The organism is Bradyrhizobium sp. P5_C12 (assembly GCF_054049735.1).
Map to the genome: position 1 here is coordinate 74,973 of NZ_JBFULU010000028.1, position 20,635 is coordinate 95,607.

The following is a 20,635-nucleotide window of genomic DNA, read 5'->3' on the forward strand; positions in this document are numbered from 1 at the left end:
CCTTGCCGAACAAAGTGTCGCATGGTTCATTCCGTGGAAGCTTGGGGACGGCAGATGAATCGGCGGTTGGGGGCGGCAGCGGTCGGCGCGGCGCTTGCGACGATCTCGCTGAACGGCGGCGCACTTGCCGCCGATCTGCCGGTGAAGGCACCGCCAAAACCTGCCGACTTCAATCCGTTCTGGGCCGAGGCCGATTATCTCGCCTGGAGCGTGACGGGCGACAAGCTGCCGGCGCTGGTGACGACGAGCCCGGTCGGCACGCCGCTGGGCCTGGCCGGTGTGCTCGGCCAGCCTGCGACGACCGTGCTGTTCGGCAATTCCAGCGTCAACAACGACTGGCGCTCTGGCGGCCGGATCACCGCCGGCTACTGGTTCGATCCGCAGCGCAGAAGCGGCGTCGAGGCGTCGTTCTTCGGGCTGGAGAACCTCTCGACCGGATTTGCGACCGATACCAACGCCAATCCGATCCTGGCACGGCCCTTCACCAACGCGCTGACGGGACTTCCCGACGCATTATTCGCCGGATTTCCGGGGCTCGCCACCGGCAGCGTCAATGCAAGCGAAACCTCGCGCCTGCTCGGCGCCGGCGCGCTCTATCGCTGGGATCTCGGCGCGTGGAGCGGACAGCGCGTCAGCGCGCTGATTGGCTATCGCTATCTGCGGTCGTCCGACACGCTGACGATCTCGGACACCGCGACAATTCCTGCCTTTGGTACCTTCAGTCCCACCGACAATTTCAAGGCGGCGAGCAATTTCCACGGCCTCGATCTCGGCCTCACCGGCGACTGGCGCAATGGCCCGTGGTCGCTGGAGTGGCGCGGCAAGGTCGCGCTCGGCGCCAATCTCAACAGCGCCGACATTTCGGGCTCGACGATTTCGACCGTGGCCGGCGTCACCACGACGGCCCCCGGCGGCTTCCTCGCGCTGTCCAGCAATATCGGCCATTACAACCAGACCCGCTTCGCGGTGGTGCCGGAGCTGTCGTTGAAGGCGGGCTACCAGGTTGCGCCGGGATGGCGGCTGATCGCCGGCTACGACGTGATGTACTGGACCGGCGTGCAGCGCGCCGGCGGGCTGGTCGACACCACCGTCAATCCGAACCTGGTTCCGCCGGCGGCCGGCGGCGGGCCGAACCGGCCCGCGCCGGTGTTCAACACGACGAACCTGCTGGCGCAGGGGTTCAGCTTCGGCGTGCGGTATAATTATTGACGACGTGTAGCCCGGATGGAGCGCAGCGTAATCCGGGATTCTGTCAGCGGGCGAGAAAGTCCCGGATTGCGCTGCGCTCCATCCGGGCTACGGGCGAGCATCACGCGACAATCGGCACATGCCTCGCCGCCGTCCGCGGCACCGTGCCGTCGAGACGCGGATCGTCGGCGATCTCGATCTGGCGGCGGAACGGGCGGAAGCCGGAGCGCTGATAGAACGCAACTGCCGACGGGTGATCGAAGGTACAGGTGTGCACCCAGACGCGGCGCAGCTCGCGCGACCACGCGAGCTCCAGCGCGCGGTTCATCAGGAAGCGCGCGGCGCCAGTTCCGATCAAGCTTGCGGTGACGCCGAAATAGACCAGCTCGCATTGGCCGGCCTCGCGGAAATCCAGCTCGAGCAGGCCTTCATCGCGGCCGTCCACGGCCAGTGCATAGACCTCGACACCCGCTGCGTGGATGATCGCGGCGAGCTCCGTGTCGTTCATCCGCGCCCGCGAAAACCACAGCCATTCCTCGCCGACGCGGCGATGGAGGTCGCGATACCAGTCGGGCGCGGGCGCATCGACCTTGCGCAGGGCCCACGCGCCAAGCGGATCGTCGCGGCGCGCGGGAGGCGCGGTCATCTCCAGATGGGTGACGACGGCGGCGATCTTGCCGGCGGGGACGTCGGAATAGCCGTTGGGGAGGATCATGGCGGTTTCCTGTGGAGCCGAGCGCGAGCCATATATTCTATGTCGTCCCGGCGAAGGCCGGGACCCATGACCACGAAGGTAGATTGCTTGGCGACGCTGGAACGACGAGTCCCGTTCGTGACATCTGCTGCGGAGTATGGGTCCCGGCCTTCGCCGGGACGACAGTGGGGTTTGGGGCAGCGTACCTTCTCCGCCTCGCTCATCTGGGCGTCAGCGAGCGCGTCGTTCGCGTCCGCTATTCCCCTTCGTCACTCGCCAGCACGCCCTTCACCGCCCGCGCCCAGCCCGCGAGCTTCCGCTCCCGCGTCGCCTGGCTCATGTTCGGCTTGAAGCGATGCTCGAGCCGCCAGTTGTCGGCGAACTTTGTCGGCTCGGGATAGACGCCGGCCGCAAGGCCGGCGAGATAGGCGGCGCCCAGCGCGGTGGTCTCCTGGATCACGGGGCGGTCGACCGGCGCGTCGAGCAGATCGGCGAGGCGCTGCATGGTCCAGTCCGACGCGGTCATGCCGCCGTCGACGCGCAGCACGACGCTGGCCACCTCCGAGCTCGGCCAGTCGGCGCGCATCGCGGCCCACAGATCGAAGGTCTGGTAGCAGACGCTTTCCAGCGCGGCGTGGGCGAGCTCGGCAGGTCCGGTGTTGCGGGTGAGGCCGAACAGCGCGCCGCGCACGCGCGGATTCCAGTAGGGCGCGCCCATGCCGACGAAGGCCGGGACGAGATAGACGCTCTGCATGGAGTCGGACTGGTCGGCAAGAGGTCCGGTCTCGGCGGCGTGCTTGATGATGCCCAGCCCGTCGCGCAGCCACTGCACCGCTGAGCCTGCGACGAAGATCGAGCCTTCGAGCGCGTAGGTGCGCTTTCCCCCGAGCTGATAGGCGATGGTGGTGAGCAGCTTGTTCTTCGAGACCACCGGCGTCGTGCCGGTGTTGAGCAGCGCGAAGCAGCCGGTGCCGTAGGTCGACTTCATCATGCCCGGGCGGAAGCAGGCCTGGCCGATGGTCGCGGCCTGCTGGTCGCCGGCGATGCCTGATATCGCAATAGTGCCGCCGAACAGATCAGGGGTGCTCTCGCCGAAACGGGCGGAGGAATCCTTGACCTCCGGGAGCATCGAGCGCGGCACGCCGATGATCTCCAGCAGCTCGTCGTCCCACTGGCCGGTGTGGATGTTGAACAGCAGCGTGCGCGAGGCGTTGGTGGCGTCGGTGGCGTGCACCTTGCCGCCGGTGAGGCGCCACAGCAGATAGCAATCGACGGTGCCGAACATCAGCTCGCCGCGCGCGGCACGCGCCCGCGCGCCGGGGACGTGGTCGAGGATCCAGGCGACCTTGGTGCCGGAGAAATAGGGATCGATGATCAGGCCGGTCTTTTGCGAGATCACGGGCTCGCGGCCGTCGGCTTTCAGCTTGGCGCAGATGTCGGCGGTGCGGCGGTCCTGCCAGACGATGGCGCGGTGCACGGCCTGCCCGGTGGCGCGGTCCCACACCACGGTGGTCTCGCGCTGGTTGGTGATGCCGATCGCGGCGATGTCCTTTGCGGTGATGCCGGCCCGCTCGATCGCGTCGCGGCACACCATCACGGTCGAGGTCCAGATGTCCTCGGGCTCGTGCTCGACCCAGCCCGAAGCCGGAAAATGCTGCGGGAATTCCTGCTGCGCGCGGGCGGCGATCGAGATGTCGCTGCGAAACACGATGGCGCGCGAGGAGGTGGTGCCCTGGTCGATGGCGAGGACGAAAGACATGGAAGCTACCTTGGCGTTTTCTTGGCGTTTTCCCCGAGGGGGATCATTGTGTCGCGCCAAAGGGAGCGGATTAGGGCGGGAAGGTCAAGGCCGCCGCCCTGATCGAGGCGGGTGGCAGTGCATCCAATTCCCGCCCAAAGACTAGGCCAGCGGGAGCGAAAATGGTACATGCCGAACAGGCGGACGGGGCGGCATGACTTTCACCTCTTTTCAGTTTGGCGTATTCGTCGCGGCCGTGTTCGGCGCCTATTACCTGCCGCCCTTGCGCCACTTCCAGGTCCAGCTGCTCGTGGTCGCGAGCCTGATCTTCTATGGCTCCGGCCAGCCGGAGCTGCTGCCGCTGCTGTTCCTCGCCGTGCTCGGAACCTATGTCTGCCTGGTGCTGGCGTTCGACAACCGCGCAATGTGGATGCCGGCCGGCATCGTCTTCAATCTCGCGCTGCTGGCGTTCTTCAAATACAAATTCCTGTTCGTCGACGCCGCCTCGGCCCATCCGACCGGCGTGGCGCCGCTCGATTTCCTGCTGCGGCTGCCGCTGCCGATCGGCATCTCGTTCTTCGCGTTTCACAACATCAGCCTTCTGGTCGACCTCACGCGCGAGAAGCGGCCGCCGCCGTTGCGCGACGTCTTCCTCTACATCATCTTCTTTCCGCAGCTGGTTTCGGGGCCGATCACGCGCGCGTCCCAGTTCATGCCGCAGATCGCGCCCAAGCGGCTCACCGATGTCGACTTCGTGGACGCGGCCAAATGGGTCCTGGCCGGCTTCTTCTTCAAGCTCTACGTCGCGAACAATCTCAACGAGATGACGTCCTACATGGACTATCCGCTCTACGAGACGGTGCGTACGCAGGACCGCTGGCTGCTCGTGTTCCTGTACAGCTACCAGATCTATGCCGACTTCTTCGGCTATTCGGCGATCGCGCTCGGCCTCGGGCTGCTGTTCGGATATCGCCTGCCTGTCAACTTCGACCTGCCCTACATCTCGGTATCGTTCTCCGAGTTCTGGACGCGCTGGCACATTTCATTGTCCAATTGGCTCAGGACCTATCTCTACATCCCGCTCGGCGGCAACCGGAAGGGACCGGCCAGAACCTGCCTCAACCTGATGATCGTGATGACGCTCGGAGGGCTCTGGCACGGCGCGAGCCTGAGCTACGCGTTGTGGGGCATGCTGCACGGCCTCATGCTCGTCATCGAACGGCCCTTTCTGAAGGTGCTGGGCGAGGCCGGCCCCGTCGTGCGGGTCGCCCGCATGGGCGTCGTCTTTTTCTGCGTGACGATGCTCTGGATCTTCTTCAAGCTGCCGAACGTCGATCACGCGCTCGGCTACCTCGCAGGGATGTTCAAGGCGACCGACAATCCCAATCCGACCAAGCTGTTCTACAATCTGGCTCTGCTCTACGCCCTGCCCGTCATCATCCAGCATGTCGGCATCAGTGTGCTCGTCGACAGCAAATTGCGACGATGGGAGCCGTATCTCTATGGCGCGCTCGCGGCCCTGGCCTGTCTCGAGGCCGGCCCCGACGCCGCCTTCATCTATTTCCAGTTCTGACGATGCGACAGATTTCGGGACTTACATGGCTGGTGAAATGCGCGGGCACCGCTGCGGCGCTGCTGCTGGCCTGCGGCCTCACGACGTCGCGGTTCGGCTCCGCACTCCAGCAGCCGACCGTCACGACCCGTGACGGCAGCCTCCTCACCCTCAATCGCTATGTGAGAGAGCCCGTGCCCGATATCGTGCTGGTCGGCAGCTCGGTCACCTGGCGCCTCAAGGAGGAACATCTCTCGCGTTCCCGCGTCCGCAATCTCGCGCTCGCCGCCGGCTCGCCGGTGACCAGCCTGGAGATCGTCGCAAAACAGCCGAGCTTGCCGAAGATCATTCTCATCGAGACGAACGTTCTTACGCGCGCGCCCGACGACGCGCTGATCGAGAGATTTACACGCGGCGCAGGCGCGGAAGGGCCGCTTCTGCGCCCGGTGCGCACGGCGATTGCAGCCTATGAAACGTGGAATCACGGCCCGCCGAATCCCGCCCAGGCGCGCGCCGAGCGGGATCGCCTGCTCAGCCAACCGCCCAGCACATTCGACAACAAGGTGTATCTCGACCGCGCCGTGGAACAGATGAACGAAGGCGACCCGACCCTGCCGGCGCGCGCGAATGTGGCTCGCATCAGACAGCTCATCGACGATATCCAGGGGCGCGGGTCCCGCGCCTTCCTGATCGAGGTTCCATTCGCGGCGGAGATCGAGGACACGCACCTCGTCAGGACAAGCAAGGCGATCGTCCAGGATGCCTTCCCGGATCGGGAGCTGTGGCTGCCGCTCAATCCACCGCGGAGCGAGTTGCGTTGGGCCGACGGCGTGCATCTCGACGAGCGATCCGCCCTGATCGTCGTGCAAAGCATCGAAAGCGCGCTGGCCGAGCGCAGCGACGCGCGGCGGCCATAGCAGGACGGACGACGACTACACCGCCGCCGTGGTCACGCCGCCGTCGATGACGATGGTCTGGCCCGTCATGAAGCTCGAGGCGTCGGAGGCGAGATAGGCGACGGCGCCGGCGATTTCGTCGGGTTCGCCGATGCGGCGCAGTGGCGTGGTGGCGGTGCGGCGCTTGAGCAGGGCTTCGTCTTCCCACAGGGCGCGGGCGAAATCGGTCTTGACGAGGCCGGGCGCGATGCAGTTGACGCGGACGCCCTTCGGGCCCCATTCGCCGGCGAGCGAGCGGCACAGCGCGAAGTCGGCGGCTTTGGAAATGCCGTAGGCGCCGATCACGGTGGAGCCGCGCAAGCCGCCGATCGAGGAGATGATGACGACCGAGCCGTTGCCGCGCGCCGCCATCTGCGGGATTGCCAGTGCCGAGAGCCAGATGTTGCTCTTGACGTTGCTGCCCATGATCTTGTCGAAGGCCTCGTCGGTGATGTCGAGCAGCGGGCCGTAATACGGGTTCACCGCGGCGTTGCAGACGAGGATGTCGATCTTGCCGTAATGCTTCGTCGCGCCCGCGATCAGCGCCTCGACCTCGGCCTTGCGGGCGATGTTGCAGGGGATGACGGTGGCATCGCCGCCGGCCGCAATGATGCCGTCGGCGACCTCCTGGCAGGCCTCGGCCTTGCGCGAGGAGATGACGACCTTGGCGCCTAACTTTGCCAGCAGTTCAGCCGAGGAGCGGCCGATGCCGCGGCTGGAGCCGGTGACGACCGCGACTTTTCCGGTGAGACCGAACGGGGTGTTTTTCATTGTTGTTGGGCTCCGTTGAGGCCATTTACTCCGTCATTGCGAGGAGCTCTTGCGACGAAGCAATCCAGAGATGTCGCCGCGGAGACAGTCTGGATTGCTTCGCTTCGCTCGCAATGACGGTGGAGAGACCTAGATCAACCCGCCACCATCGGCCACGCGGCGCTGGTGATAGTCGGTGTCGCCAAAGCTGTTCTCGATCATGGTGAGGCGCTTGAAGTAGTGGCCGATCTTGGCCTCCATGGTCATGCCGATGCCGCCGTGGAGCTGGATCGCCTGCTGGCCGACGAATTTCAGCGACTTGCCGATCTGCACCTTGGCCGCGGCGATCGCGTTGGCGCGCTCCTTGGCGTCCTCGAAATCACCGGCCATGGTCGCGAACATCGACATCGAGCGGGCCTGCTCGGCGGCGACGAACATGTCGGAGGCGCGGTGCTGCAGCGACTGGAACGAGCCGATCGCGACGCCGAATTGCTTGCGTGTCTTGATGTACTCGACGGTGGTCTTCAGCGATTCGTCCATCAGGCCGACCGCCTCGGCGCAGAGCGCGATGCGGGCCTCGTCCACCACACGCTCGATCAGCGCGAGCGAGTCGTCGGGATTGCCGAGCGCGGCATCGGCGCCGACCTCGACGCCGGTGAAGGTGATGTCGGCGGCATGCAGGCCGTCCTGGGTCGGGTACGACTTCTTGGTGATGCCCTTGGCATTCGCCGGCACCAGGAACACGCCGATGCCGGTCTTGTCGCGGCGGTCGCCCTTGGTGCGGGCGGTGACGAGAAGCGTGTCTGCGTTCTCGCCGTTGAGCACGACGAATTTTTCGCCGTCGATGATCCAGCCGTCGCCCTTCTTCTTCGCCGTCGTGGTGACGTCGAACAGATCGTAGCGCGAGTTCTTCTCGAGCTGGGCGAACGCCAGCGTCTTGCTGCCGTCGACGATGCCGGGCACGTGCGCGGCCTTCTGCGCATCGCTGCCGGCATGGCGCAGGAAGCCGCCGCCGATCACCACGGTGGCGAGATAAGGCTCGAGCACCAGCGCCTTGCCGAGCGCTTCCATCACGATCATGGTCTCGACGCCGCCACCGCCGAAGCCGCCATCGGCCTCGCTGAACGGCAGACCGAGCAGGCCCTGCTCGGCGAGCTTGCCCCAGACCGCCTGGCTCCAGCCGCCCTTCTCCTTCATGTACTTCTTGCGGCTCTCGAAATCGTAGGAGTCGGTCAAGAGGCCGTCGATGCTGTCCTTGAGAAGCCGCTGCTCCTCGGTCAAATCAAAATCCATTTCTGTTTCCTCAAGTCACAAATGTCTGCGTTGCGCGGGGTGCCTCTTCACCTCTCCTCGCCTGCGGGGAGAGGTCGGATCGCCCTTGCGATCCGGGTGAGGGGGTACCGCTCTCTCGACAGTCCCTGCTCGGAGAGAGGCCCCTCACCCCAACCCTCTCCCCGTAAGAACGGGGAGAGGGGGAAGAAAGCATCACAGCCCCAGCACCGCCTTGGCGATGATGTTGCGCTGGATCTCATTGGAGCCGCCGTAGATCGAGACCTTGCGGTTGTTGAAGTAGCTCGGCGCGATCTGGGCGGTCCACTCCATGGCTTCGTTGGAGCCGTCGTCGCCGTGCACGTCGTAAGGCGCGGCGAACGGACCGATCACTTCCATCAAGAGCTCGGTGGTGGTCTGCTGGATCTCGGAGCCCTTGATCTTCAGCACCGAGGAGGCCGGATTGGGCTTGCCCTTGCCGTGCTTGCCCTCGTCGGCGACGACGCGGAGCTGCGTCAGCTCGAGCGCCTTCAGCTCGATCTCGCAAGCCGCGAGCTTGTCGCGGAACGCGGCGTCCTGGATGATCGGCTTGCCGCCGGATTCGACCTTGGAGGCGAGGTCGCGGATGCGACGCAGCCGCTCCTTGGAGACGCCGACCCGGGCAATGCCGGTGCGCTCATTGCCGAGCAGGAACTTTGCGTAATCCCAGCCCTTGTTCTCCTCGCCGATCAGGTTTTCGTAGGGAACTTCGACGTCGTCGAAGAACACTTCGTTGACCTCGACGCCGCCGTCGATGGTCTGGATCGGGCGCACCGTGACGCCCTTCGACTTCATGCTGAAGACGATGAAGGAGATGCCCATCTGTTTCTTCGCAGACGGGTCAGTGCGGCAGAGGCAGAAGATCATGTCGGCGTGCTGGGCCAACGTGGTCCAGGTCTTCTGGCCGTTGATGATCCACTTGTCACCCTTGCGCTCGGCCTTGGTCTTGAGCGAGGCGAGATCCGAGCCGGAGCCGGGCTCGGAGAAGCCCTGGCACCACCAGTCGTCGACATTGGCGATGCGCGGCAGGTACTGCTTCTTCTGCTCTTCGTTGCCGAAGGTGTAGATCACCGGGCCGACCATGCTGACGCCGAAGGCGAGCGGCTGCGGCGCCGGATAGGACTGCAGCTCCTCGTTGAAGATGTAGTGCTGCACGGAGGTCCACCCCGTTCCGCCATATTGCTTGGGCCAGTGGCTGACGCCCCAGCCCTTCTTGTTGAGGATGCGCCACCACGTCACCATCTCGTCCTTCGAGAGGTGGCGGCCTTCGACCAGCTTGCGCCGCGTATCCGGCGGCACGTTGTCGCGGAAGAATGCCCGCACTTCCTCGCGAAACGCCTGCTCTTCCTTCGTGAATGCGAGATCCATCGGATCCTCCTGTTTCCTCGTCGTCCCGGCGAAGGCCGGGACCCATAACCACAAATCTTCATTGTCCTGCACAGGCCATTATCGCCTGTGCCCCACACTCCTGCGGAGTATGGGTCCCGGCCTTCGCCGGGACGACGGCTACTGCAACACCTCGAACAACCCCGCCGCGCCCATGCCGCCGCCGACGCACATGGTGACGACCGCGTACTTGGCCTTGCGGCGGCGGCCTTCGATCAGGGCGTGGCCGGTCAGCCGCGCGCCCGACATGCCGTAGGGATGGCCGACCGCGATCGCGCCGCCGTCGACGTTGATCTTGTCGGGGTCGATGCCGAGCTTGTCGCGGCAATACAGCACCTGCACGGCGAAGGCTTCGTTGAGCTCCCAGAGGTCGATGTCGTCGACGGTGAGGCCGTGACGCTTGAGCAGGCGCGGCACCGCGAACGCCGGGCCGATGCCCATCTCGTCCGGCTCGCAGCCGGCGGAGACGAAGCCGCGGAAGATGCCGAGCGGCTTCAGCCCGCGCCTGGAAGCTTCCTTGTCGCTCATGATCACGGAGGCGCTGGCGCCGTCGGAGAGCTGGCTGGCATTGCCGGCGGTGATCGAAAAACCCTCGCCGCGCACCGGCTTGAGGCCGGCGAGGCCTTCGGCGGTGGTCTCGGGGCGCGGGCCTTCGTCCTGCGACAAGGTCACGTCCTTGAAGGAGACTGCGCCGGTGGCCTTGTCGGTCACCGCCATCTGGGTCGTGATCGGCGCCAGCTCGTCCTTGAACTTGCCGCCCTGCTGGGCGGCGGCGGTGCGGCGCTGGCTCTCCAGCGAATATTCGTCCTGCTTCTCGCGCGAGATGCCATAGCGCTTGGCGACGATTTCGGCGGTGTCGATCATGGGCATGTAGACCTCGCCCTTGATCTTGAGCAGCGCCGGGTCCTGGGCGTGGAAACCGTTCATCTTGTCGTTCTGCACGAGGCTGATCGACTCGCCGCCGCCGCCGACTGCGATCTCGACGCCGTCGAAGATCACCGAGCGCGCGGCGAGCGCGATGGCTTGCAAGCCCGAGGCGCATTGCCGGTCGATGGTGGTGCCGGCGACGGTGACGGGAAGGCCGGCGCGAAGCAGCGCCTTGCGCGCGATGTTGCCGCCGGTCGAACCCTGCTGGAGGGCTGCGCCCATCACGACGTCCTCGACCTCCTTCGGATCGACCTTGGCGCGCGCGACGGCCTCGCCGATGGCGTGGCCGAGCAGGGTTGCGCCCTCGGTGTTGTTCAGCATGCCGCGATAGGCCTTGCCGATCGGCGTGCGTGCGGTGGAAACGATGACGGCGTCGGTCACGAGCGACCTCCTGATACGGTTTTGGTGGATTGTGACGATTTCTGCTGCTGGCGCAATTCGTGGCGCGACAGTTTTCCGACCGGCGTGCGCGGCAGGTCGTCGACGAACTCGACCTCCGCCGGCAATTCGTGCTTGCCGAGCTTGCCGGCGAGCCGCGTGCGCAGCTCGTCGAGGGAGAACGGTTTTGCATCCGGCCTGAGCTTGATGAAGGCTTTTGCGGCCTCGCCGCGGTACGGGTCGGGGATGCCGAGCACGATCACTTCGTGCACGCCTGATATGGTGTAGATCGCCTGCTCGATCATCTGCGGATAGACGTTGAAGCCGCCGGAGATGATCATGTCCTTCTTGCGGTCGACCAGGAAGAAATAGCCGTCGGTATCGACATAGCCGATGTCGCCGGTGAGGAAGCGGCCGTCGATGAAAGCCTCCGCGGATCCCCCGGGCTTGTTCCAATAGCCCCTGGTGACGTTCGGACCCTTGATGCGGATCTCGCCGACTTCGCCGGGCGGCAGCACGCGTGTCGGGTCCTCCAGCGCGACGACGTCGAGCTCGATGCCGGGCAGCATCAGGCCGATCGAGCCGGGCTTGTCCGGACCCGTCGGCGGATGGCCGGTGCCGGGCGAGCAGGTCTCGGTCATGCCCCAGCCACTGCGGAGCTTCTTGCCGACCTTGCGTTCGAAGAAGTTTGCGATCTCCACCGGCAGCGGCGCGCCGCCGGAGCCGATGGTGGCCAGCGAGGAGAAGTCGCGCTTGTCGAGATCGGGAAGCGCCGCGATCGCGATCCACATCGTCGGCACGCCCGGGAAATAAGTGGCGCGCTTCACTTCGATGTCGCGCATCACCGCTTCGACATCAAAGCGCTGGTGGAGCGAGATCAGATTGCCGCGGCTGAGCGAGGACAACAGCACCACGGTGAGCGCATAGATGTGGAACAGCGGCAGCACGCAGATCACGCGCTCGACGACGTCGCCGCGCGCGGCACGCGTCGGCTTGCCCCAGACGTCGTAGATCGACACCGCCGATGTGAGATTGCCGTGCGTCAGCATGGCACCCTTGGGCAGGCCGGTGGTGCCGCCGGTATATTGCAGCAGCGCGACGTCGTCCGCCGAGACTTCCGGCCATCGCGCCGGGGCGGCGGCGCCCTCGACGAAGGCCTTGAAGGTGACGATGCGGGGATCGTTCGGAATCGCGGCCTGCGGCGTGCCGACCTTGCCCCAATTGTCGTCCTCGCAGACGACAAGGCGGTCGATCAGGCCCTTGTCCAGGAATTTCAGCGCGGTCGGCAGCAGCGCCGCGAGGTTGGACGTGACCAGCACCCGCGAGCCGGAGTCGGAGACCTTGTGGGTCAGCGCGATCTCGCCGTCGAGCGGCGACAGATGGGCAACGCGGCTGCCTGCCTTCAGCGCGCCGAAGAAATTGACGGGATGATCCGGCGTGTTGCCGAGGAACAGCGCGATCGACGCGCCCTTGCCATAGCCGGCGCGCAGGAAAGCCGCCGCAGCACGCTCGGCCATMGCGGCGAGCTCGGTGTAGCTGATCGGACGGTCGCGGAATTCCAGCGCGGTGCGCGGGCCGTAATCGGCGGCGGCTTTCGACAGCAGGTCAGGCAGCGTGCCCTGGACGATGGTGTCGTCCCAACGCACGCCCTCGGGATAGAACTGTTCGCCGGGATGGGTCATCGCTTCCTTAAACCACACGGACGTCATTCCGGGGCGCCCGGAGGGCGAACCCGGAATCTCGAGATTCTCAGGTGCGCAACTGCGCACCATAGTTCGATGCTACGCATCGCCCCGGAATGACGCGAACCGCCATCACGCCGCCTTCGACGCCGCCGCCAGGGACGCGAAGGTCTTGCCCTCCGCCGCGAGCTTCTTCAGCAGCGGCGCGGGCTCGAGGCTGGGGTCGTTGGTCTCCTTGGCGTAGAACGCCAGGCGGTCGGCGATGTGCTTGAGGCCGACGGTGTCGGCCCAGAACATCGGGCCGCCACGGTAGATCGGCCAGCCATAGCCGTAGAGCCAGACCACGTCGATGTCGGAGGGGCGCGCCGCGATGCCTTCTTCGAGGATCTTCGCGCCCTCGTTGATCATCGGATACATCATGCGCTCGAGGATCTCCTCGTCGCTGACGACGCGCTTCTTGCGGCCGAGACGGGCAAGCGTCTCGTCGATCAGCTTCTCGACTTCGGGATCGGGCAGCGCCGCGCGGGAGCCGGCTTCGTATTTGTAATAGCCCTTGCCGGTCTTCTGGCCAAAGCGGCCGGCTTCGCACAGCGCGTCCGCGATTTCCGACTTGATGCCGCGGTCTTTCCGCGAACGCCAGCCGATATCGAGGCCGGCGAGGTCGCCCATCGCGAACGGTCCCATCGGCATGCCGAATTTTGTTACGACGGCATCGACCTGCTGCGGCAGGGCGCCTTCGAACAACAGCTTTTCGGACTGCTTGCCGCGCTGCGCCAGCATGCGATTGCCGACAAAACCGTCGCAGACGCCGACCACGGCCGGCACCTTCGCGATTTTTCGCGCGATGGTCACGGCAGTCACCAGCGCATCCGGCGCGGTCTTGTCGGCGCGCACGATCTCGCACAGCTTCATGACGTTGGCCGGCGAGAAGAAGTGCATGCCCAGGACGTCCTGCGGACGCTTGGTCGCCTTCGCGATCTCGTCGATGTTGAGATAGGAGGTGTTGGAGGCGAGCACCGCGCCCGGCTTAACGTACTGGTCGAGCTTGCCGAACACTTCCTTCTTCACCGCCATGGTCTCGAACACGGCTTCGATGACGAGGTCGGCATCGCCGACGTTCTCGATGCCGACGACGCCGTTGATCAGCGCCATGCGCTTGGCGGGCGCATCAGCGGGAATGCCGCCCCGCGCGGCAGTTGCTTCCCAGTTCTTCTGCATGATGCCCATGCCGCGCTTGAGCTGCTCCTCGCCGGTCTCGATCAGGGTGACGGGAACGCCGGCATTGGCAAAGGACATCGCGATGCCGCCGCCCATGGTGCCGGCGCCGAGAATGGCAACACGGTTGACGGGGCGCGACTTGGTGCCTTCAGGGACGCCGGCGATCTTGCTGGCCTCGCGCTCGGCGAAGAAGGCATAGCGCTGCGCCTTGGACTGGTCGCTGGCGACGAGCTTGAGGAAGCCCTCGCGCTCCTTCTTCAGGCCTTCGTCGAACGGCAGGTCGATGGCGTAGCCGACGGCATCGGCCGCCGCGAACGGCGCTTCCAGGCCGCGCGACTTCTTGGTCATGGCAGCGACCGCATTGGTGAAGATCGAGCGGTCGGCCTTGGCTGCGGCGATCTTGGAATCGTCGTCGCGCAGGCGACGTAGCGGACGCTTCTCGGCCAGCAATTTGCGGACGAAAGCCTCGCCGCCGGAGGCCGGGCCTTCGACGATCTCCTCGATCAGGCCGTTCTTGAGCGCCTCGGTCGCCCCGATCGGATCGCCGCCGACGATCATCTTGACCGCGAGCTCCGGCCCGACCGCGCGCGGCAGGCGCTGGGTGCCGCCGGCGCCCGGCAGCAGGCCGAGCTTGACCTCGGGCAGGCCGAGCTTGGCCTCCTTGACCGCTACGCGGAAATGACAGGCCAGCGCGACCTCGAGGCCGCCGCCAAGCGCGGTGCCGTGGATCGCGGCAACGACCGGCTTCGGTGAATTCTCGATCTCGGAGAGCACGTCGTTGAGGGCGGGCGGCTTCGGCGGCTTGCCGAATTCGGTGATGTCGGCACCGGCAATGAAGGTGCGGCCGGCGCAGGTCAGCACGATGCCCTTGATCGCGGGATCCGCAACCGCGGCCTTGATGCACTCGAGAATACCGCCGCGGACTGCGGCGCTCAGCGCATTGACCGGAGGGCTGTTGACCGTGACGATCCCGATTTCGTCATGACGCTCAAGCTTGACCACTTCGCTCACGGTGTCCCTCCTTGGTGGGGATTTACTTTTATTCGATTTCGCACTGCGGAATTTAATTCCGCATCTTGACGGCAGGGTTATTTTGAAGCACGGACGTTGTCAACGACTCCGCGCAAGAAGCAGATCAGGGATGAAGCGTACAGGAAAGAAGACTGCGACCGATCGGAATTTCGTCGTCGCGCTTTCCCGCGGACTTGATGTATTGCGCGCATTCCAGCCCAGCGACGGTCTTCTCGGCAATCAGGAGATCGCGGCCCGCACCAACCTGCCCAAGCCGACCGTCTCGCGGTTGACCTATACGTTGACGAAGCTCGGTTATCTTACACCGGTTCCCCGGTTCGAGAAGTATCAGCTCGCGCCGGCCGCGATGGCGCTTGGTTACGCGGCGCTGGCCAATCTCGGTGTTCGGCATTTGTCCGAGCCGTTTCGCGAGGAACTGATGCGCGCGACGGGAGGCGCGGTCGCCGTCGGCGGCCGCGACCGTCACAGCATGATCTATTTCGGCCAGAGCCGCGGTAGCGAGACGGTCGGCGTTCAACTGGACGTCGGCTCGCGCGTGCCGATTGCAACCAGCGCGATGGGGCGCGCCTATTTCTGGGCGCTCGACGAAGACGATCGCGCAGAATTGTCGCGTGTCCTGCGCGAACATTACGGCAGCCGCTGGCCCAAGATGCGCGACGGACTGGAACGTTCCGGCGAGACCGTCGCGAAACACGGTTTTGCGATTTCGGTCGGCGACTGGCACGACGATATCGGCGCCGCCGGAGTAGCACTCAAGCTGAACGACGGAACCGGGCCCTATGCTTTCAACTGCGGTGCGCCCGCATTCCGTTTCACGGAAGAGCGCTTGATCAACGACATTGGACCGCGTCTGCTGGCGATGGTAAGGAACATCGAAGCGGCACTCGGGGGTCTGATGCCGCATTCAAAAAAACAAGACAGCAAAAAGCTGAAATCAGGAGGAAAAGTTGCGCGTGTGGTCGAGGGGATCAGATAGCCTTCGTCATTGCAGGGAGCGGTTCGCATCGCTCCTCCGCTCACTGAACAAGTTGGGCGAGACGAGATGACGCAGGCACAGCTCGCGCAGGGGACATCGCCCCTGCTCGCGGTTCGCGACGTCAGCGTCGTGTTCGGCGGCATCATTGCGCTCAACGGCGTGTCCTTTGACATGCACAAGGGCCAGATCCTGGGATTGATCGGCCCCAACGGCGCCGGCAAGACCACGCTCTTCAATTGCCTGTCCCGGCTCTACCAGCCGTCGTCCGGCGACATCCTGATGGAAGGCGTGAGCATCCTGTCGCGGCCGCCGCACCGGATCGCCGAGATCGGGATCGGCCGCACCTTCCAGAACGTGGCGCTGTTTCCGAACCTCTCGGTGATGGACAACGTCCGCGTTGGCGCCCATTCCAAGACCTCCAGCGACATCATCAGCGACTCGCTTCGGCTTGCGTGGGTCCGGCGCAGCGAGGCCAGCGTCAACAACAAGGTCCACGAGATCCTCGCCTATCTCAAGCTCGAGGACGTCGCCCACACCGTCGTCTCCGGCCTGCCCTTCGGCACGCAGAAGCGCGTCGAGCTGGCGCGGGCGCTCGCGGCGGACCCGAAGATCCTGCTGCTCGACGAGCCGGCCGGCGGCCTCAACCACGAGGAAGTCTACGTGCTCGGCGACCTCATCCGCCGCATCCGCGACGAGCGCCACATGACCGTGCTGCTGGTCGAGCACCACATGGGCCTGGTGATGTCGATCGCCGACCACGTCGTCGCATTGAATTTCGGCAAGAAGCTCGCGGAAGGCACGCCCGCGCAGGTGCAGGTGGACCCCGACGTCATCAAGGCCTATCTCGGGAGCAAGGACCAATGACGACGCTGCTCAACGTCAAGGACCTGCGCGCCTATTACGGCCAGGTCCAGGCGCTCCACGGCCTGTCCTTCTCGCTCAACGAGGGCTCGCTGACGACGCTGCTCGGGGCCAACGGCGCCGGCAAGACCACGACGCTGCGCGCGATCTGCAACATGGTGCGCTCCACCGGCGGAATCGAGTTCGACGGCAAGCCGCTGAACAACCGCTCCACCGAAAGCATCGTGCGGTTCGGCATCGCCCATGTTCCGCAGGGCCGCGGCACCTTCACCACCATGACGGTGGAGGAAAACCTCCAGCTCGGCGCCATCACCCGCAAGGACAATGCCGGCATCATCTCCGACATCGAGCGGATGTATGCGCATTTCCCGGTGTTGAAGCAGCGGCACACCCAGCAGGCCGGCACGCTGTCCGGCGGCGAGCAGCAGATGCTCGCGGTCGCCCGCGCGCTGATGCTGCGGCCGCGGCTGATGCTGCTCGACGAACCCTCGTTCGGGCTGGCGCCGCTGGTGGTGCGCGACCTGTTCGGCATCCTCGGCAAGATCAACCGCGAGGACAAGGTATCGATCCTGGTGGTCGAGCAGAACGCGCAGCTCGCGCTCGAGCTCGCCGACCAGGCCTATGTGATCGAGACCGGACGCATCGTGATGTCGGGCAACGCCAAGGACATCGCGAACAACGAAGAAATCCGCAAATCCTATCTGGGTTACTGAGGAGCCGGCACGATGGAGCTTTTCACCAACCAGGTCCTGGCGGGGATTGCCACCGGCGCGATCTACGCCTGCATGGCGCTCGCCGTGGTCATGATCTACCAGGCGATCGACCATCTCAACTTCGCGCAGGGCGAGATGGCGATGTTCTCGACCTTCATCTCCTGGCAGCTGATGCAGTGGGGCATACCCTATTGGGCCGCCTTCGTGATCACGCTGGCCTTGTCCTTTGTCGGCGGCATCGCCATCGAGCGCATCCTGTTCAAGCCGCTCGCGAAGGCGCCGGTGCTGACCAACGTCGCCGGCTTCATCGCGCTGTTTGCGATCATCAACTCATCGGCCGGCCTGATCTGGGACTTCACCATCAAGCAGTATCCGACCCCGTTCGGCTCCTCGCCGTTCCTCGGCAGCCAGCTGATCTCGACCCACCAGGCCGGGATGATCGGCGTCACCGTGCTGCTGCTGATCGGTCTCTACTTCTTCTTCCAGTACACCAAGATCGGCCTCGCCATGCGGGCCGCCGCCTCGGTGCCTGAATCGGCTCGCCTCGTCGGCATCAACACCTCCTGGATGATTGCGCTGGGCTGGGGCATGGCGTCGGCGATCGGCGCGATCGCCGGCATGCTGATCGCCCCGGTCGTGTTCCTCGAGCCCAACATGATGGGCGGCGTGCTGATCTACGGCTTTGCAGCAGCCGTGCTCGGCGGCCTGACCAGCCCGTTCGGCGCCGTGGTCGGCGGCTTCCTGGTCGGCGTCTTCGAGAATCTCGCCGGCACCTACATCCCCGGCGTCGGCAACGAGCTGAAGCTTCCGATCGCGCTCGCGCTGATCATCTCCGTCCTGGTCGTCAAACCCGCTGGTCTGTTCGGCCGGCACATCGTCAAGCGAGTTTGATCATGAGCGCTGTAGAAGAAGTCGTTGAAGGCCACCAGGCGGTCGAGGCCGTTCCGAAGCGGGCCATGACCCTGGGCACCGGCACCTCGGTTGTGGTGCTGCTGCTGCTCCTGGCCGTGCCGCTGTTCGCCAAGAACTTCATCATCTTCCAGCTGACCCAGTTGCTGTATCTCGGGCTCGCCGTACTGGCGTTGAACATCCTGACCGGTGGCAGCGGCCAGTTCTCGCTCGGCCAGAGCGCGTTCTACGCCGTTGGCGCCTATGTCACCGCGGTCATGATGGAGGCGTTCAACATCAATTACGTGCTCTGCCTGCCGGTCGCGGGCGCGCTCTGCTTCGGCTTCGGTTTCTTGTTCGGCCAGCCGGCGTTGCGGCTATCCGGCGTGTACCTTGCGCTCGCAACTTTCGCGCTCGCCACCGCCATGCCGCAGCTCCTGAAGCTGAACTTCCTCGAGCACTGGACCGGCGGCGTGCAGGGCCTCGTTGTGACCAAGCCCGACGCGCCATTCGGCCTGCCGATGTCGCAAGACATGTGGCTCTACTATTTCACGCTCGCGATCGTGCTTGCGATCTACATCTTCTCGGTGAACCTGCTGCGCTCCCGCTCGGGCCGCGCCTTCATGGCAATCCGCGACAACGAGATCGCGGCCTCTTCGATGGGCGTCAATGTCGCGCTCTACAAGACGCTCGCCTTCGGCGTCTCCGCCGGCATCACCGGCGTCGCCGGCGGCCTCAGTGCAATCGCGGTGCAATTCGTGGCACCGGACAGCTTCACCATTACACTCTCGATCCAGCTGTTCCTCGGCATGGTCGTCGGCGGCGTCGGCTGGCTGCCCGGCTCGATCGTCGGCGCCGCCTTCATCATCTTCGTGCCGAACATCGCCGAGGGCATCTCCAAGGGCCTCTCCGGCGCGGTGTTCGGCGTGCTCCTGTTCCTCGTCATCTACCTCGTGCCGCATGGCGCAAGGCAGGTCGCGATCATGGGCCAGCAGCTCCTCGGCAAGCTCAGAAAGAACTAACTCTCACCAACACTGTCATCGACGAAGGAGACCGAATTGCTTTTTGGAAGAACACTGCGAGCCGCCGCGCTGGTCACGGCAACGGCGGCCATCACTTTCAACTCCGGCGCGGCATTTGCTCAAAAGAAATACGACACCGGCGCGACCGACACCGAGATCAAGATCGGCAACATCATGCCGTACAGCGGTCCGGCGTCGGCCTATGGCATCATCGGCAAGACCGAGGAAGCCTATTTCAAGATGATCAACGACAAGGGCGGCATCAACGGCCGCAAGATCAACTTCGTCACCTATGACGACGGCTATTCGCCGCMCAAGGCGGTCGAGCAGGTCCGCAAGCTGGTCGAGAGCGACGAGGTTCTCGCCGTGTTCAACCCGCTTGGCACGCCCTCCAACAGCGCGATCCAGAAATACCTCAACGCCAAGAAGATCCCGCAGCTGTTCGTCGCGACCGGCGCCACCAAGTGGAACGACCCGAAGAACTTCCCCTGGACCATCGGCTGGCAGCCCTCCTACCAGAGCGAAGCGCAGATCTACGCGAAATGGCTGATGAAGGAGAAGCCCGACGCCAAGGTCGCGATCCTCTATCAGAACGACGATTTCGGCAAAGACTACCTCAAGGGCACCAAGGACGGCCTCGGCGCCAAGGCTTCTTCCATGATCATCATGGAGGAGAGCTATGAGGTGTCCGAGCCGTCGATCGACGGCCACATCGTCAAGATCAAGGCCGCCAATCCCGACGTGCTGCTGATCTATGCGACGCCGAAGTTCGCAGCCCAGACCATCAAGAAGACCGCCGAGCTCAGCTGGAAGCCGCTCCAGATCCTCACCAACGTGTCGATCTCGGTCGGCAGCGTGATGAAGCCGGCCGGCTTCGAGAACGCGCAGGGCGTGCTGTCGGCGGCCTATGCCAAGGACTCCACCGATCCGCAGTGGAACAACGACCCCGGCATGAAGCGGTGGAACGAGTTCGTCGACAAGTACATGCCGGGCGCGGACAAGTCCGACACCAGCATGGTCTAYGGCTATGGCGCCGCCTCGACGCTCGCCAAGGTGCTGGAAATGTCCGGTGACGATCTCACCCGCGCCAACCTCATGAAGCAGGCGGCGTCCTTGAAGGATTTTGCACCGGACACCCTGCTGCCCGGCGTCAAGATCAACACCGGCGCCACCGACTTCGCCCCGATCGCGCAGCTCCAGATGCAGCGCTTCAAGGGCGAGAAGTGGGAACTGTTCGGCGAGATCATCAGCGGCGACGTCGCCTCCGAGTGACCCGTTGACGTATTAGTCCAGGCCTAATTCAAGCCGGCAGGCCCCCGCGAGCGATCGCGGGGGCTTTTTGTTGACGTCGGGCGTCAATCTTGTTCAATGCGGCGCCCATCCAATT

Annotated in this window: 17 protein-coding genes; 9 read left to right on the plus strand and 8 right to left on the minus strand. The window is 64.9% G+C overall.

What is annotated here, in order from left to right; genetic code table 11:
- Positions 1-54 precede the first annotated feature (54 nt).
- On the plus strand, positions 55-1,209 hold the full coding sequence (locus tag ACXJMY_RS23800) for a BBP7 family outer membrane beta-barrel protein (RefSeq protein WP_456621779.1): 1,155 nt from the start codon (positions 55-57) through the stop codon (positions 1,207-1,209).
- A 100-nt stretch (positions 1,210-1,309) separates the two neighbouring features.
- On the opposite strand, the gene ACXJMY_RS23805 is transcribed toward ACXJMY_RS23800, so the two are convergent.
- Both ACXJMY_RS23805 and glpK read right to left on the minus strand, forming a co-directional pair.
- Positions 1,310-1,903 (minus strand): GNAT family N-acetyltransferase, encoded by a 594-nt coding sequence (locus ACXJMY_RS23805; protein ID WP_456621780.1) that lies wholly within the window; start codon positions 1,901-1,903, stop codon positions 1,310-1,312.
- 235 nt (positions 1,904-2,138) lie between these two features.
- On the minus strand, positions 2,139-3,641 hold the full coding sequence (gene glpK / locus ACXJMY_RS23810; RefSeq protein WP_456621781.1) for a glycerol kinase GlpK: 1,503 nt from the start codon (positions 3,639-3,641) through the stop codon (positions 2,139-2,141).
- A 193-nt stretch (positions 3,642-3,834) separates the two neighbouring features.
- Between glpK and ACXJMY_RS23815 the strand changes: the two genes are divergently transcribed.
- Together ACXJMY_RS23815 and ACXJMY_RS23820 are read left to right on the plus strand one after the other, a co-directional pair.
- Positions 3,835-5,193: an MBOAT family O-acyltransferase gene (locus ACXJMY_RS23815; RefSeq protein ID WP_456621782.1), complete on the plus strand. Its 1,359-nt coding sequence runs from the start codon at positions 3,835-3,837 to the stop codon at positions 5,191-5,193.
- A 173-nt stretch (positions 5,194-5,366) separates the two neighbouring features.
- Positions 5,367-6,089, plus strand: coding sequence for a hypothetical protein (locus tag ACXJMY_RS23820; RefSeq protein WP_456621783.1), 723 nt, complete (start codon positions 5,367-5,369; stop codon positions 6,087-6,089).
- Between the two features lie 15 nt (positions 6,090-6,104).
- Here ACXJMY_RS23820 and ACXJMY_RS23825 read toward each other — a convergent pair whose 3' ends face one another.
- The 6 genes from ACXJMY_RS23825 to ACXJMY_RS23850 all read right to left on the minus strand — a co-directional run bounded on the left by ACXJMY_RS23825 (position 6,105) and on the right by ACXJMY_RS23850 (position 14,767).
- Positions 6,105-6,878 (minus strand): SDR family NAD(P)-dependent oxidoreductase, encoded by a 774-nt coding sequence (locus ACXJMY_RS23825; protein ID WP_456621784.1) that lies wholly within the window; start codon positions 6,876-6,878, stop codon positions 6,105-6,107.
- 129 nt (positions 6,879-7,007) lie between these two features.
- A complete protein-coding gene (gene pimD, locus ACXJMY_RS23830) occupies positions 7,008-8,150 on the minus strand; it encodes a pimeloyl-CoA dehydrogenase small subunit (protein ID WP_456621785.1) in 1,143 nt (380 codons plus the stop codon).
- A gap of 192 nt (positions 8,151-8,342) precedes the next feature.
- Positions 8,343-9,533, minus strand: coding sequence for a pimeloyl-CoA dehydrogenase large subunit (gene pimC / locus ACXJMY_RS23835; protein WP_456621786.1), 1,191 nt, complete (start codon positions 9,531-9,533; stop codon positions 8,343-8,345).
- 138 nt (positions 9,534-9,671) lie between these two features.
- Positions 9,672-10,859, minus strand: coding sequence for an acetyl-CoA C-acyltransferase (locus tag ACXJMY_RS23840; protein ID WP_456621787.1), 1,188 nt, complete (start codon positions 10,857-10,859; stop codon positions 9,672-9,674).
- Complete coding sequence (gene pimA, locus ACXJMY_RS23845) at positions 10,856-12,538, minus strand: dicarboxylate--CoA ligase PimA (RefSeq protein ID WP_456621802.1); 1,683 nt, start codon at positions 12,536-12,538, stop codon at positions 10,856-10,858. The genes ACXJMY_RS23840 and pimA overlap by 4 nt, the downstream gene beginning before the upstream one ends.
- A 132-nt stretch (positions 12,539-12,670) precedes the next feature.
- Positions 12,671-14,767, minus strand: a complete 2,097-nt coding sequence (locus tag ACXJMY_RS23850; protein ID WP_456621788.1) for a 3-hydroxyacyl-CoA dehydrogenase NAD-binding domain-containing protein — start codon at positions 14,765-14,767, stop codon at positions 12,671-12,673.
- Between the two features lie 130 nt (positions 14,768-14,897).
- Here ACXJMY_RS23850 and ACXJMY_RS23855 point away from each other — a divergent pair, with 130 nt between their 5' ends.
- The 6 genes from ACXJMY_RS23855 to ACXJMY_RS23880 all read left to right on the plus strand — a co-directional run bounded on the left by ACXJMY_RS23855 (position 14,898) and on the right by ACXJMY_RS23880 (position 20,520).
- Positions 14,898-15,764, plus strand: coding sequence for an IclR family transcriptional regulator (locus ACXJMY_RS23855; RefSeq protein WP_456621803.1), 867 nt, complete (start codon positions 14,898-14,900; stop codon positions 15,762-15,764).
- 66 nt (positions 15,765-15,830) lie between these two features.
- Positions 15,831-16,628, plus strand: coding sequence for an ABC transporter ATP-binding protein (locus ACXJMY_RS23860; protein ID WP_456621789.1), 798 nt, complete (start codon positions 15,831-15,833; stop codon positions 16,626-16,628).
- On the plus strand, positions 16,625-17,338 hold the full coding sequence (locus ACXJMY_RS23865) for an ABC transporter ATP-binding protein (protein WP_415025699.1): 714 nt from the start codon (positions 16,625-16,627) through the stop codon (positions 17,336-17,338). The genes ACXJMY_RS23860 and ACXJMY_RS23865 overlap by 4 nt, the downstream gene beginning before the upstream one ends.
- A gap of 12 nt (positions 17,339-17,350) precedes the next feature.
- Positions 17,351-18,229, plus strand: coding sequence for a branched-chain amino acid ABC transporter permease (locus ACXJMY_RS23870; RefSeq protein WP_456621790.1), 879 nt, complete (start codon positions 17,351-17,353; stop codon positions 18,227-18,229).
- Between the two features lie 2 nt (positions 18,230-18,231).
- Positions 18,232-19,248, plus strand: a complete 1,017-nt coding sequence (locus tag ACXJMY_RS23875; protein ID WP_456621791.1) for a branched-chain amino acid ABC transporter permease — start codon at positions 18,232-18,234, stop codon at positions 19,246-19,248.
- Between the two features lie 36 nt (positions 19,249-19,284).
- Entirely contained in the window at positions 19,285-20,520 is a 1,236-nt protein-coding gene (locus ACXJMY_RS23880) for an ABC transporter substrate-binding protein (protein WP_456621792.1), read from the plus strand.
- The last annotated feature ends 115 nt before the right edge of the window (positions 20,521-20,635 follow it).